This is a genomic window from Variovorax sp. CCNWLW225, assembly GCF_037204045.1.
In the GTDB taxonomy this organism is placed as follows: domain Bacteria; phylum Pseudomonadota; class Gammaproteobacteria; order Burkholderiales; family Burkholderiaceae_C; genus Variovorax.
The window spans coordinates 49,768-61,462 of record NZ_JBBCBV010000016.1 but is presented as its reverse complement, the minus strand read 5'-3'; the positions used below and the strand labels follow the sequence as shown (position 1 = coordinate 61,462).

Below are 11,695 nucleotides of genomic sequence, written 5' to 3'. Positions count from 1 at the left end.
CTTCCTCTCAATACCCCCGGCTCGTTACACCGGTAAGGCTGGTGAAGCACCCATCGGAAGTGCCTCCCGATGGGAACAAAAAAATCAAATTCGGGCCGCGAAGGGCGGCCCGTTATCGTCTGTTTAGCGCGAGTACAGTTCGACGATCAACGATTCGTTGATGTCGGCTGCGAATTCGTCGCGATCGGGCACCTTCTTGAAGGTACCTTCGGCCTTGTCGGCATTCACTTCGACCCAGGCCGGAATACCGACTTGTTGGGCGAGCTGGAGCGCTTCGGCAATGCGGGTCTGCTTCTTCGACTTGTCGCGCACGGCGATCACGTCGCCGGTCTTCACCAGGTACGACGGGATGTTGACCGACTGGCCGTTCACCGTGATCGCCTTGTGCGACACGAGCTGGCGCGCTTCGGCGCGCGTCGAGCCGAAGCCCATGCGGTAGACCACGTTGTCCAGGCGCGATTCGAGAATGAACAGCAGGTTGGCGCCGGTGTTGCCACGGCGACGATCGGCTTCTTCGAAGTAGCGGCGGAACTGCTTCTCGAGCACGCCGTACATGCGCTTGACCTTCTGCTTTTCACGCAGTTGCAGACCGTAGTCCGAGGTGCGCTGACCCGAAGTGCGGCCGTGCTGGCCGGGCTTGGAGTCGAACTTGGCCTTGTCTTGAATCGAGCGGCGGGCGCTCTTCAGGAACAGGTCGGTGCCTTCGCGGCGGGAAAGTTTGGCCTTGGGGCCGAGGTAGCGTGCCACGTGGTTTCCTTTGTGTCATCTGCCGCAGTTGCCTGCGGGAGCCATCGGCGAAAATGCGGATGGCGGTGGGCTTAGTTAAAAAACAAATGCGCAGCCGCTCAAGAGCCGGCTGCGCCTTGCGGACTGACGATCAGATGCGGCGACGCTTCTGGGGACGGCAGCCGTTGTGCGGAACGGGCGTCACGTCGGCAATGGAATTGATCCGGATGCCGAGCGCAGCCAGTGCGCGCACCGACGATTCGCGACCGGGGCCGGGGCCCTTGATCTCGACGTCGAGGTTCTTGATACCTTGTTCGACAGCAGCACGGCCGGCCACTTCGGAAGCCACCTGCGCAGCGAACGGCGTCGACTTGCGCGAGCCCTTGAAGCCCTGGCCACCCGACGAAGCCCACGACAGGGCGTTGCCCTGGCGATCGGTGATCGTGATGATGGTGTTGTTGAACGAGGCATGCACGTGGGCGATACCGTCCGCAACGTTCTTGCGAACCTTCTTGCGAACGCGCTGTGCGGCGTTGTTTGCAGGTGCTTTAGCCATGCTGGTCTATCCTTATTTCTTCAGGGACTGCGCAGCCTTGCGCGGACCCTTGCGGGTGCGGGCATTGGTGCGCGTGCGCTGGCCGCGCATCGGCAGGCCGCGACGGTGACGGAAGCCGCGATAGCAGCCGATGTCCATCAAACGCTTGATGTTCATCGTCGTCTCGCGACGCAGATCGCCTTCGATGGTGAACAAGGCGATCTGGTCGCGGATCTTTTCGAGATCGGCGTCAGTCAGGTCCTTGATCTTCTTCGAATATTCGATGCCGCTCGCTTCGCAGATTTGACGGGCGCGCGTGCGACCGATGCCGAAGATGGCGGTCAGGCCGATTTCAGCGTGCTTGTGCGGCGGAATGTTGATGCCAGCAATACGTGCCATGTGCGTCCTCTAATACTCTTCAATCAACCCTGGCGCTGCTTGTGGCGCGGGTCGGTGCAAATCACACGCACCACACCTTTACGGCGGATGACCTTGCAATTACGGCAGATGGTTTTGACCGAAGCCGAAACTCTCATTTCATTCTCCTAAAACTGTTTAACGTGGCGGTACACCGCCCACACCCAATATTCTCAATACTGAAACTCACGGCCCTACGATGTCTTGAAGTTGGCCTTCTTCAGCAGCGATTCGTACTGCTGGGACATCATGTAGTTTTGCACCTGGGCCATGAAGTCCATCGTGACGACCACGATGATCAGCAGGGAGGTACCACCGAAGTAAAACGGTACGTTGTACTTCAGGATCAGGAACTCGGGCAGCAGGCAGACGAAGGTGATGTACACCGCGCCGGCCAACGTCAGGCGAACCAGAATCTTGTCGATATAGCGAGCGGTCTGGTCACCCGGGCGAATGCCAGGAATGAAAGCACCACTCTTCTTCAGGTTGTCGGCCGTTTCCTTGCTGTTGAACACGAGTGCCGTGTAGAAGAAGCAGAAGAAAACGATCGCGGCAGCGTACAGCAGCACGTAGATCGGCTCGCCCGGGCGCAGTGCGCTGGCAATGTCCTTGATCCAGCGGAAACCGCCTTCACCGGTGCTGAACCAGCCGACCACCGTTGCGGGCAGCAGGATGATCGACGAGGCGAAGATCGGCGGAATCACACCGGCCATGTTCAGCTTCAAGGGCAGGTGCGACGACTGGCCGCCATAGACCTTGTTGCCGACCTGACGCCGCGCATAGTTCACGAGGATCTTGCGCTGGCCGCGTTCGACGAACACCACGAAGTAGGTGACCAGCACCACGATCGCGATGATGAAGAGCGCGATGATCGGATTCATCGCACCGGTCGTCACCAGCGACGCAAGGCCGCCAATGGCGCTCGGCAGACCGGCCGCGATACCTGCAAAGATCAGGATCGAGATGCCGTTGCCCAGGCCGCGCTCGGTGATCTGCTCGCCGAGCCACATCAGGAACATCGAACCCGCCGTCAGGCTCACCATCGCGGTCAGGCGGAAGCCGAAACCGGGGGAGTTCACCAGACCGGCCGACGACTCGAGAGCCACCGCGATGCTGAACGACTGGAACAAGGCCAGGCCGAGTGCACCGTAGCGCGTGTACTGCGTGATCTTGCGACGGCCAGCCTCGCCTTCCTTCTTCAATTGCTCGAAGGTAGGAACCACGTAGGTCATCAACTGCATGATGATCGACGCCGAGATGTACGGCATGATCCCCAACGCGAACACGGTGAAGCGCGACAGCGCCCCGCCCGAGAACATGTTGAACAGGCTCAGAATGCCGCCCTGCTGGCCCTGGAACAACGCAGCCAGCTGGTCCGGGTTGATGCCCGGCACAGGAATGTGCGCGCCGATCCGATAGACCACGAGCGCGAGCAGCAAAAAGACGAGCCGGCGGCGGAGGTCGCCGAACTTGCCTGTTTTTGCGATCGTTGCCGCGTTAGTTGCCACGAAGAACTTCTTTCAGTCCAGTGTGATCAGGCGATGCTGCCGCCGGCTGCTTCGATTGCAGCCTTGGCACCAGCGGTTGCGCCCACGCCCGTCAGCTTGACGGCCTTGGTGAGTTCACCGGTCTTGACGACCTTGACGACCTTGGCGAGCTGGCCCACGAGGCCGGCTTGCTTGAGCGCCAGGATGTCGACTTCGGCCAGGCCGAGCTGCTCGAGGGCAGTCAGCGTGACTTCGGCGTTGAACTTCAGCAGGTGCGACTTGAAGCCACGCTTCGGCAGGCGACGCTGCAGCGGCATTTGACCGCCTTCGAAGCCGACCTTGTGGAAACCGCCTGCGCGCGACTTCTGACCCTTGTGACCGCGACCTGCGGTCTTGCCGATACCGGAGCCGATACCGCGGCCAACACGGCGCTTGGCGTGCTTGGCGCCGGCTGCCGGCTTGATGCCATTGAGTTCCATATCAGTCTCTCTTATAGAACTTTGACCAGATAACTGATCTTGTTGATCATGCCGCGCACCGCGGGGGTGTCTTGCAGCTCGCTCACGCTGTTGAGCTTGCGCAGGCCGAGGCCACGCACGGTCGCGCGATGCGATTCCTTGGTGCCAATCGGGCTCTTGACCAATTGCACCTTGAGGGTTTGTTGTTGCGTCGTCATTTGAATGCTTCCTTCAGCCTTGCGAGAGCTTGCGCTCAGGCGAAGATTTCTTCGACGGTCAGGCCGCGCTTGGCAGCCACTTCGGACGCGGTCGTCGAGTTCTTCAACCCGTCGAGCGTGGCGCGAACCATGTTGTAGGGGTTCGACGAACCATGGCTCTTGGCCACGATGTCGGTGATGCCCATGACTTCGAACACGGCGCGCATCGGGCCGCCGGCGATGATGCCGGTACCCTTCGGGGCGGGGATCATGACGACCGAAGCGGCGCCGTGATGACCCGTCACGCGGTGATGCAGCGTGCCGTTCTTGATCGAGATCTTGGCCAGGTTGCGACGGGCTTCTTCCATCGCCTTTTGCACGGCGGCAGGCACTTCCTTCGACTTGCCCTTGCCCATGCCGACGCGGCCTTCGCCGTCGCCCACGACGGTGAGTGCTGCGAAACCGAGGATACGACCACCCTTCACCACCTTGGTGACGCGGTTGATCGCGATCATCTTCTCGCGCAAACCGTCTTCAGGGCCTTCGTTCTGCGTTCTTGCTTGAATCTTTGCCATTTTGAATCTCGTGTCCGGTTAGAACTGCAGACCGGCTTCGCGGGCCGCCTCGGCGAGCGCCTTGACGCGGCCGTGGTATGCGAAACCTGCGCGGTCGAAAGCGACCTTCTCGACGCCGGCAGCCTTCGCCTTTTCAGCGATGCGCTTGCCGATGGCCGTTGCAGCGGCGGCATTGCCACCCTTGCCCGAGCCGCCGAGTGCAGCGCGCACTTCGGCTTCGGCCGTCGATGCGGTGGCGATCACCTTGGTGCCGTCGTCGGAGATGACGGTGGCATAGATGTGCAGGTTGGTGCGGTTCACCGTCAGGCGAGCCACGCCCTGCGTCGCGATGCGGATGCGGGTCTGGCGCGAGCGGCGAAGACGCTGTGCTTTTTTGGTCAACATCATTTTGCTGCCCCTTACTTCTTCTTGGTCTCTTTGATCACGATCTTCTCGTCCGAATAACGGATGCCCTTGCCCTTGTAAGGCTCAGGCGGACGAACAGCGCGGATCTCAGCGGCGATTTGACCAACGCGCTGACGGTCAGCACCCTTGATCACGATTTCGGTCGGGGTCGCGGTGGCCACCGTGATGCCTTGCGGCATGTCGATGTTGACCGGGTGCGAATAACCGACTTGCAGGTTCAACTTGTTGTTGGACGCTGCGGCCTTGTAGCCGACGCCGACCAGGTTGAGCTTCTTCTCGAAGCCCTTGGTCACGCCAACCACCATGTTGTTCACCAGCTGACGGATCGTGCCGCTCATTGCGTTCGCTTCACGCGATTCGTTGGCGGGTTCGAAGTTCAGCTTGCCGTCATTGCTGACGATCTTGACCAGCGCGTTGCGTGCGAGGTTGAGCGTGCCGCCCGTACCCTTGACGCTGATCTGGTCTTCCTTGATCGACACATCCACGCCTGCGGGGATGGTGATCGGCATTTTTCCTACTCGGGACATTTCAGTTACTCCTCGATGTCTCGGTTAGGCGACGTAGCACAGCACTTCGCCACCGACACCGGTAGCGCGCGCCTTGCGGTCGGTCATCACGCCCTTGGGGGTCGTGACGATCGCAACACCGAGGCCGTTCTGGACTTGCGGAATGGAAGCACTGGCCTTGTAGACACGCAGGCCGGGACGGCTCACGCGCTCGATGCGCTCGATGACCGGACGGCCAGCGTAGTACTTCAGGGTAATGACGAGTTCGGACTTGCCGTCTTCGGTCTTGACCTGGAAACCGTCGATATAGCCCTCGTCCTTCAGGACCTGCGAGATCGCGATCTTCACCTTGGAAGACGGGACCGACACAGTGGGCTTCGCCACCATCTGCGCGTTACGGATACGCGTCAGCAGGTCGGCAATGGGATCACTCATGCTCATGTTGTTTGCTCCTGCCTGGCTTACCAGCTGGCCTTGGTGACACCGGGGATGTCGCCATTGAAAGCCAGTTCGCGGATCTTGGCGCGAGCCAGACCGAATTGACGGAAGGTGCCACGGGGGCGACCGGTGATTTCGCAGCGGTTGCGCTGACGCGTGGGGTTCGCGTTGCGCGGGAGCTTTTGCAGGCCCAGGCGGGCAGCAGCGCGCTCTTCGTCGCTCTTCTTCACGTCGTTGGAAATTGCCTTCAGTTCCGCGTGCTTCGCAGCGTACTTGGCGACCAGCTTGTCGCGCTTGAGTTCGCGCTGGATCAAAGATGCTTTAGCCACAGATCACCTCAGTTCTTGAACGGGAAACGGAAACCAGCGAGAAGCGCCTTGGCTTCTTCGTCGGTCTTGGCCGTCGTCGTGATGCTGATATTGAGACCGCGCAGGGCATCGACCTTGTCGTATTCGATCTCGGGGAAAATGATCTGTTCCTTGACGCCGATGTTGTAGTTGCCACGGCCGTCGAACGCACGGCCGGAGATACCGCGGAAGTCGCGAACACGCGGCAGCGCGATGGTCACGAAACGGTCCAGGAACTCATACATCTGCACGCCACGCAGCGTGACCATGCAGCCGATGGGCTGGTTTTCGCGGATCTTGAAACCGGCGATAGCCTTCTTCGACTTGGTGACCACGGGCTTCTGGCCGGCGATCTTGGTGAGGTCGGCGACAGCGTTGTCGAGAACCTTCTTGTCGGCGACAGCTTCGCCCACACCCATGTTCAGGGTGATCTTGGTGAGGCGGGGGACCTGCATCGGCGACTTGTAGCCGAACTTTTCCGTCAGGTCTTTCGCGATCTTTTCGCGATAGTGTTGTTGGAGACGTGCCATGTGAGTACCTCTTAGGCGAACTTGATTTCGTCGCCGCTGGACTTGAAGACGCGAACAGCCACGCGCTTGCCGTCAGCACCCTGGGTGATCTTGATGCCCACGCGATCGGCCTTGCCGGTCGCGGCATTGAAGATCGCCACGTTGGATTGGTGGATGGGCATGGTCTTCTCGACGATGCCGCCGGTCGTACCCTTGAGGGGGTTCGGCTTGGCGTGCTTCTTGACGATGTTCACGCCCTCGACGACGAGGTGCGAATCGTCCTTGCGCAGCGACACGACGCCGCGCTTGCCTTTGTCGCGCCCGGCCAACACGATGACCTGGTCGCCTTTGCGAATCTTGTTCATGGCGTTGTTGTCCTTACAGAACTTCGGGGGCCAGCGACACGATCTTCATGAACTTTTCGGTGCGCAGCTCGCGCGTCACCGGTCCGAAGATGCGGGTGCCGATCGGCTCCAGCTTGGCGTTGAGCAACACAGCTGCGTTGCCATCGAATTTGACGAGGGAGCCGTCGGCGCGACGGATGCCCTTGGCGGTGCGGACCACCACTGCGCTGTAGATCTCGCCCTTCTTGACGCGACCACGCGGAGCGGCTTCCTTGATGCTGACCTTGATGACGTCGCCCACGCTGGCATAACGCCGCTTGGAGCCACCGAGCACCTTGATACACAGGACGGACTTCGCGCCTGTGTTGTCGGCCACTTCGAGCCGGGATTCAGTTTGGATCATTGCTAGTAGTTCCCAACTTGTACCGATGCGCCTCCAGGAGGGAGACGCTGCGGTCAGTCTTGGGCCCGTCGTCTGCACCTCGAACCACTCGAGGCACTTCCGCTTTGGGCTGAAAGCTTCGCCTTTTTTGAAGCGAAGCCAGCGATTGTGGCACGCAGGCAAAAGGCTGTCAACTGCCTTCTGGCCCGGAAATGCGCTGGAACTAGACTTGGCGGCGTGCGCACCGTTATTCCAGCCCTCCAGGAAGCCCCTTCACCCGCGCGTCGCCGGCTGCTGCTGGCCGGCGGCGCCGCCGCTTTGGCAGGCTCGGGACTGTGGGGCTGCGGGAGTCCGGCGGTGCCGCTGCCAGGGGCGGGACGACTGCGTCGCATCGCGGAGGCCCACTGGCCGCACCGGCTGAATATACAGGGCACGACGGCGGGCGGCCTTTCCGGCGTGGACTACAACGTAGAAAGAAGCGAGTACTTGCTACTCAGCGATGATCGATCTGACTTGAGTCCGGCACGTTTCTATATCGCCTCCTGGCCCGCACCCTGGACCGAGGCGCCCGCCCCGCGAGATGTGGTTCAGCTGCAACGACCCGGCGGCGGCCCTTGGCCCGACCGGCGCCGCGCCGAGCCGGGCACCCCTGTGGCAGACCCCGAATCGCTGCGCCTGCGGCCAGGGGCCGGCACCCTCCTCTGGGTGAGCGAAGGGGACGTGTTGCGCGGGTTCGGCCCGAGCTTTTATGAATCGGCGCGCGATGGCCGGCTGCTGCGTGAATTCGCGCTGCCCGCCATGTTCAGCCCCGATCCGGCCCGGCAACGCGGTCCGCGCGACAACCTGGGTTTTGAAGGCCTCGCAGTGACGCCGGACGGCCGCCATGCCTGGCTCGCGATGGAGAACGCCCTGATCCAGGACGGCCCGGTTCCCACCACCCAAGCGGCCGGGGGCCCTTGCCGGCTGACCCAGGTCGACCTGGAAACCGGTCGGGCCGTTCGGCAGATCGCCTATGTTCCCGACCCGATTCCGCTGCGGCCGCTCCTCCCCGGCGGCCATGCGGACAACGGCATCAGCGAGATCCTGATGCTCGACAACAAGCGGATGCTGGTGCTCGAGCGCGCCTACGCCACTGGCGCCGGAAACTCGCTGCGCCTCTATGAGATCGAAACCCGCGACGCGACCGATGTGCTGAATACCGACGTGCTCGCCACAGGCAACCACCGGCCGGCGCCAAAAACGCTGGTCGCCGACTTCGCCTCGCTCGGCCTTTCGCGCCTGGACAACACCGAAGGCCTTTGTTGGGGCCCGGCATTGCCGGACGGCAAGCGCATGCTGGTCGTGGTGAGCGACGACAATTTCAACCCGCTGCAGACAACCCAGTTCGCGGCATTCGAATACACCGACCGACCATGACCATCGCAGTCACTTTCCTGCCCCGCACCGCGCCGGCCCCGCTTCCTCCCGTCGCCTTCATCGGCGGCGGCAACATGGCCAGCGCCATCATCGGCGGGCTCATCAAGCAGGGCACGCCCGCCGACGCTTTCGAGGTGGTCGAACCCTTCGAAGAAGCCCGCCAGAAGCTGGCGCAGTCCTTCGGCATCACCGCGCAGGCCGAGGCGAGCGAGGCCCTCTCGCGCTGCGCCGTGGTGGTGTGGGCGGTCAAGCCGCAGACCTTTGCGGAAGCCGCCCGCCCGGTGCGCGCCTTTGCTGAAGACGCACTGCACCTGAGCGTCGCGGCGGGCATTCCGTCGGGCAGCATCGCGCGCTGGCTCGGCAGCGAGCGCGTGGTGCGCGCCATGCCCAATACGCCGGCGCTGGTCGGCCAGGGCATGACCGGTCTCTACGCGCGGCCCGGCGTGGACGCTGCCGACCGCGCACTGGTCGCGCAATTGCTGGCGCCCACCGGCGAGCTGCTCTGGGTCGACGACGAGGCCGCGCTGGACGCGGTCACGGCCATGTCCGGCTCGGGCCCGGCCTATGTGTTCTATTTCATCGAGGCGATGGCCGAGGCCGGCGTCGAAATGGGCCTTTCGTCCGACCAGGCCCTGCGGCTGGCGGTCGGCACCTTCACCGGCGCCTCGGCGCTCGCGCACAGCGCAACCGAGCCGCCCTCGGTGCTGCGCGAGCGCGTGACGTCGAAGGGTGGAACCACCTATGCGGCCCTCACATCGCTCGAGGGCGCCGACGTCAAGGCGAAGTTCAAGACCGCCATTCGCGCGGCCCAGCAGCGCGCCGCCGAACTGGGCGACGAATTCGGCCGCGCCTGAACCTGGTCAGGCCGGCAATGCGCGCGGTCCGAGGAAGACCAGCCACTCGGCCGCGAGCGTGACGGTACCGTCCTCGAGCGCGAGCAGCACCTCCTCCTTCAGCAGAAAGCTTTCGCCAGGCTTGGGCGTCACTTCGAGAATGCGCACGCGCGCCCGGAAGCGCGCACCCACCGGCATTGGCCGAACGAAGCGCAACCGGTCGAATCCATAGTTCAACGCGTGGTTCGCATCGAAGGGCAGCAGCGTCCGCATGGCCTCGCCGGTCAGCCGGATCAGGTGCGACACCTGGAAGAAGCCCGGCACGATCGTTCCGCCGTAGTTCGCCTCGCGTGCGGCGCGCTCCGGGTCGAGATGGATCCATTCGCCCTCGCCGTCCCCCGACAGTGCCGCGTACCGGTCGACCATCTCCTGCGTGATGAGGTGCCATCCGGACAGGCCTTCCTGGCCGACCTTCTGCGTCAGGCGTTCGAGCATGGTGCGTCCTGTCTGTCTAGTGGATGGCATAGCCGGCCGCGATGCCGGCGAACACCGTGAAGCCGAGCCAGTGGTTCAGCCGGAAGGCCTTGAAGCAGCCGTCGCGCGTGCGGTCGCGAATCAGCCGCCAGTGCCAGCCCGCCTGCGCCGCGGCAATGGCAATGGCTGCAAAAAACACCCCGCCCAACCCCCGGCTGGCACCGGCCCAGGCCCAGACCACCAGGAACAGGCCGTAGCTCGCCATGACCGCGGCCACGTCGAAGCGTCCAAAAGTGATGGCCGAGGTCTTCATGCCGATCTCGAGGTCGTCGTCGCGGTCGACCATGGCGTATTCGGTGTCGTAGGCCAGCACCCAGAACAGGTTGCCGGCGAGCAGCCAGGCGGCGAACACCGGCACGGTGGATTGCACCGCCGCAAACGCCATCGGAATACCGAAGCTGAAGGCAATGCCGAGCACCGCCTGGGGAACCGAGACGAAGCGCTTGGCAAACGGATAGACCAGCGTGATGGCCAGCGCCGCGAACGACCACAGCACCGTGACGCGGTTGGTCGTGAGCACCAGCGCAAAGGCCAGCAGCGCCAGCACCGCACCCAGCGCCAGCGCCTCCCTGACCGAGACCGCCCCGCTGGTGACCGGCCGCTGCGCGGTTCGTTTCACATGGCGGTCGAAGTCGCGATCGGCCACGTCGTTGACGCAGCAGCCCGCGCTGCGCATCAAGATGGTGCCCAGCACGAACACGGCCAGCAGGTGCCAGCCCGGCCATCCCTCGGCCGCAAACCAGAGGGCACCGAGCGTGGGCCAGAGCAGCAGCAGCCAACCGGCGGGACGGTTCCAGCGAATCAGGTCGAGATAAAGCGCAAAACGGCGGGCGAGCATGCGGCAGGCAAAAAAAGAGCGGCCATTGTGCCGCTCTCGGGGTTCGGGTTTGCGTGCCCGCTCAGTCTTCGAGCAGCGAACGCAGCATCCACGCGGTCTGGTCGTGCACCGTGCAGCGCGCGGTCAGCATGTCGGCCGTCGGGTCGTCGCCGGCCTCCTCCGCCACCGGGATGAACTCGCGCGCGATGCGCGACACGGTTTCGTGGCCCTTCACCAGGATGCGCACCATCTCCATTGCCTTGGGCGGGGTCTGCGGCACATCGGGCACGGTGGCGATCTTGCTGAACTCCGCATAGGAGCCCGGCGCATAGTGGCCGAGCGCGCGAATGCGCTCGGCAATGATGTCGGTCGCGCCCCAGAGCTCGGTGTACTGCGTCATGAACATGGCGTGCAGCGAGTTGAAGTGCGGCCCCGTCACGTTCCAGTGAAAGTTGTGCGTGGTGAGGTAGAGCGTGTAGGTGTCGGCCAGCACGCGGCTCAGGCCCTCGGCAATGGCGGCACGGTCCTGGCGCTCGATGCCGATGTTGATGATCGGCGCATTGCGGCTGCCCGACTCCTGGGCCACCAGGGCATCACCCTTCTTGGGCACCTTGCCCGATGAAGAGGACGACGACGCTTTCTTCGAATCTTTTGCCATGGCGTGAAACTCTTTCTTCAAGTTTTAGGGACACCGTTATTCTGAAAGCCGGCCCGCGGCTTCGCAACAGCGTCACTCTATCCCAGCGATGAATGAATTCGAATGGCCTCC

20 protein-coding genes are annotated in these 11,695 nt (G+C 63.1%); 2 read left to right on the top strand and 18 right to left on the bottom strand.

Annotated features, from left to right (window positions below; all coding sequences use genetic code 11):
* Window positions 1-123 precede the first annotated feature (123 nt).
* The 15 genes from rpsD to rplN form a co-directional block, all read right to left on the bottom strand.
* Complete coding sequence (gene rpsD / locus V9L20_RS21690; protein WP_013544104.1) at window positions 124-747, bottom strand: 30S ribosomal protein S4; 624 nt, start codon at window positions 745-747, stop codon at window positions 124-126.
* A 130-nt stretch (window positions 748-877) separates the two neighbouring features.
* The gene (gene rpsK / locus V9L20_RS21685) at window positions 878-1,282 is read right to left on the bottom strand and encodes a 30S ribosomal protein S11 (protein WP_009124825.1); all 405 of its coding nucleotides are present in this window, start codon (window positions 1,280-1,282) and stop codon (window positions 878-880) included.
* Window positions 1,283-1,294: 12 nt separating this feature from the next.
* Window positions 1,295-1,660, bottom strand: coding sequence for a 30S ribosomal protein S13 (gene rpsM / locus V9L20_RS21680; protein ID WP_013544105.1), 366 nt, complete (start codon window positions 1,658-1,660; stop codon window positions 1,295-1,297).
* A gap of 23 nt (window positions 1,661-1,683) precedes the next feature.
* Window positions 1,684-1,797, bottom strand: coding sequence for a 50S ribosomal protein L36 (rpmJ, locus tag V9L20_RS21675; protein WP_013544106.1), 114 nt, complete (start codon window positions 1,795-1,797; stop codon window positions 1,684-1,686).
* 75 nt (window positions 1,798-1,872) lie between these two features.
* Complete coding sequence (gene secY / locus V9L20_RS21670) at window positions 1,873-3,186, bottom strand: preprotein translocase subunit SecY (RefSeq protein ID WP_258502853.1); 1,314 nt, start codon at window positions 3,184-3,186, stop codon at window positions 1,873-1,875.
* Between the two features lie 26 nt (window positions 3,187-3,212).
* Window positions 3,213-3,644 carry a 50S ribosomal protein L15 gene (rplO, locus tag V9L20_RS21665; RefSeq protein ID WP_126748522.1) on the bottom strand — a complete coding sequence of 144 codons (432 nt, stop codon included), beginning with the start codon at window positions 3,642-3,644 and terminating at the stop codon, window positions 3,213-3,215.
* Between the two features lie 11 nt (window positions 3,645-3,655).
* Window positions 3,656-3,841, bottom strand: coding sequence for a 50S ribosomal protein L30 (rpmD, locus tag V9L20_RS21660; RefSeq protein WP_009124818.1), 186 nt, complete (start codon window positions 3,839-3,841; stop codon window positions 3,656-3,658).
* A gap of 35 nt (window positions 3,842-3,876) precedes the next feature.
* The gene (gene rpsE / locus V9L20_RS21655; RefSeq protein ID WP_042577478.1) at window positions 3,877-4,395 is read right to left on the bottom strand and encodes a 30S ribosomal protein S5; all 519 of its coding nucleotides are present in this window, start codon (window positions 4,393-4,395) and stop codon (window positions 3,877-3,879) included.
* Between the two features lie 18 nt (window positions 4,396-4,413).
* Window positions 4,414-4,779 (bottom strand): 50S ribosomal protein L18, encoded by a 366-nt coding sequence (rplR, locus tag V9L20_RS21650; RefSeq protein WP_157616839.1) that lies wholly within the window; start codon window positions 4,777-4,779, stop codon window positions 4,414-4,416.
* A gap of 14 nt (window positions 4,780-4,793) precedes the next feature.
* Complete coding sequence (gene rplF, locus V9L20_RS21645; RefSeq protein WP_009124809.1) at window positions 4,794-5,327, bottom strand: 50S ribosomal protein L6; 534 nt, start codon at window positions 5,325-5,327, stop codon at window positions 4,794-4,796.
* A 24-nt stretch (window positions 5,328-5,351) separates the two neighbouring features.
* Window positions 5,352-5,747 carry a 30S ribosomal protein S8 gene (rpsH, locus tag V9L20_RS21640; protein ID WP_021012928.1) on the bottom strand — a complete coding sequence of 132 codons (396 nt, stop codon included), beginning with the start codon at window positions 5,745-5,747 and terminating at the stop codon, window positions 5,352-5,354.
* A gap of 20 nt (window positions 5,748-5,767) precedes the next feature.
* Window positions 5,768-6,073, bottom strand: coding sequence for a 30S ribosomal protein S14 (rpsN, locus tag V9L20_RS21635; RefSeq protein ID WP_258502860.1), 306 nt, complete (start codon window positions 6,071-6,073; stop codon window positions 5,768-5,770).
* An 8-nt stretch (window positions 6,074-6,081) separates the two neighbouring features.
* On the bottom strand, window positions 6,082-6,621 hold the full coding sequence (rplE, locus tag V9L20_RS21630; protein ID WP_013544114.1) for a 50S ribosomal protein L5: 540 nt from the start codon (window positions 6,619-6,621) through the stop codon (window positions 6,082-6,084).
* A gap of 11 nt (window positions 6,622-6,632) precedes the next feature.
* Window positions 6,633-6,965, bottom strand: coding sequence for a 50S ribosomal protein L24 (rplX, locus tag V9L20_RS21625; protein ID WP_126748524.1), 333 nt, complete (start codon window positions 6,963-6,965; stop codon window positions 6,633-6,635).
* Between the two features lie 13 nt (window positions 6,966-6,978).
* A complete protein-coding gene (gene rplN, locus V9L20_RS21620) occupies window positions 6,979-7,347 on the bottom strand; it encodes a 50S ribosomal protein L14 (protein ID WP_009124801.1) in 369 nt (122 codons plus the stop codon).
* Between the two features lie 216 nt (window positions 7,348-7,563).
* Here rplN and V9L20_RS21615 point away from each other — a divergent pair, with 216 nt between their 5' ends.
* Together V9L20_RS21615 and proC are read left to right on the top strand one after the other, a co-directional pair.
* Complete coding sequence (locus V9L20_RS21615; protein ID WP_337298181.1) at window positions 7,564-8,742, top strand: esterase-like activity of phytase family protein; 1,179 nt, start codon at window positions 7,564-7,566, stop codon at window positions 8,740-8,742.
* Window positions 8,739-9,596, top strand: coding sequence for a pyrroline-5-carboxylate reductase (gene proC / locus V9L20_RS21610; protein WP_337298180.1), 858 nt, complete (start codon window positions 8,739-8,741; stop codon window positions 9,594-9,596). The genes V9L20_RS21615 and proC overlap by 4 nt, the downstream gene beginning before the upstream one ends.
* Window positions 9,597-9,602: 6 nt before the next feature.
* Here the strand turns inward: proC and V9L20_RS21605 are convergent, their stop codons facing one another.
* From V9L20_RS21605 to V9L20_RS21595, 3 genes are all read right to left on the bottom strand, one after another.
* The gene (locus V9L20_RS21605; RefSeq protein WP_337298179.1) at window positions 9,603-10,070 is read right to left on the bottom strand and encodes a MaoC/PaaZ C-terminal domain-containing protein; all 468 of its coding nucleotides are present in this window, start codon (window positions 10,068-10,070) and stop codon (window positions 9,603-9,605) included.
* Between the two features lie 16 nt (window positions 10,071-10,086).
* Window positions 10,087-10,947, bottom strand: coding sequence for a 4-hydroxybenzoate octaprenyltransferase (gene ubiA, locus V9L20_RS21600; RefSeq protein WP_337298178.1), 861 nt, complete (start codon window positions 10,945-10,947; stop codon window positions 10,087-10,089).
* A 61-nt stretch (window positions 10,948-11,008) separates the two neighbouring features.
* Window positions 11,009-11,584 carry a Dps family protein gene (locus V9L20_RS21595; RefSeq protein WP_274708769.1) on the bottom strand — a complete coding sequence of 192 codons (576 nt, stop codon included), beginning with the start codon at window positions 11,582-11,584 and terminating at the stop codon, window positions 11,009-11,011.
* Between the last annotated feature and the right edge of the window lie 111 nt (window positions 11,585-11,695).

Coding starts and splice junctions, on each gene's coding strand:
- rpsE (WP_042577478.1), bottom strand. CDS start 4,395: ATGGCAAAGATTCAAGCAAGAACGCAGAACGAAGGCCCTGAAGACGGT.
- V9L20_RS21605 (WP_337298179.1), bottom strand. CDS start 10,070: ATGCTCGAACGCCTGACGCAGAAGGTCGGCCAGGAAGGCCTGTCCGGA.
- rplR (WP_157616839.1), bottom strand. CDS start 4,779: ATGTTGACCAAAAAAGCACAGCGTCTTCGCCGCTCGCGCCAGACCCGC.
- rplO (WP_126748522.1), bottom strand. CDS start 3,644: ATGGAACTCAATGGCATCAAGCCGGCAGCCGGCGCCAAGCACGCCAAG.
- rpsM (WP_013544105.1), bottom strand. CDS start 1,660: ATGGCACGTATTGCTGGCATCAACATTCCGCCGCACAAGCACGCTGAA.
- V9L20_RS21595 (WP_274708769.1), bottom strand. CDS start 11,584: ATGGCAAAAGATTCGAAGAAAGCGTCGTCGTCCTCTTCATCGGGCAAG.
- rplX (WP_126748524.1), bottom strand. CDS start 6,965: ATGAACAAGATTCGCAAAGGCGACCAGGTCATCGTGTTGGCCGGGCGC.
- proC (WP_337298180.1), top strand. CDS start 8,739: ATGACCATCGCAGTCACTTTCCTGCCCCGCACCGCGCCGGCCCCGCTT.
- rplF (WP_009124809.1), bottom strand. CDS start 5,327: ATGTCCCGAGTAGGAAAAATGCCGATCACCATCCCCGCAGGCGTGGAT.
- rplE (WP_013544114.1), bottom strand. CDS start 6,621: ATGGCACGTCTCCAACAACACTATCGCGAAAAGATCGCGAAAGACCTG.
- rpsK (WP_009124825.1), bottom strand. CDS start 1,282: ATGGCTAAAGCACCTGCAAACAACGCCGCACAGCGCGTTCGCAAGAAG.
- rpsH (WP_021012928.1), bottom strand. CDS start 5,747: ATGAGCATGAGTGATCCCATTGCCGACCTGCTGACGCGTATCCGTAAC.
- rpmJ (WP_013544106.1), bottom strand. CDS start 1,797: ATGAGAGTTTCGGCTTCGGTCAAAACCATCTGCCGTAATTGCAAGGTC.
- rpmD (WP_009124818.1), bottom strand. CDS start 3,841: ATGACGACGCAACAACAAACCCTCAAGGTGCAATTGGTCAAGAGCCCG.
- rplN (WP_009124801.1), bottom strand. CDS start 7,347: ATGATCCAAACTGAATCCCGGCTCGAAGTGGCCGACAACACAGGCGCG.
- ubiA (WP_337298178.1), bottom strand. CDS start 10,947: ATGCTCGCCCGCCGTTTTGCGCTTTATCTCGACCTGATTCGCTGGAAC.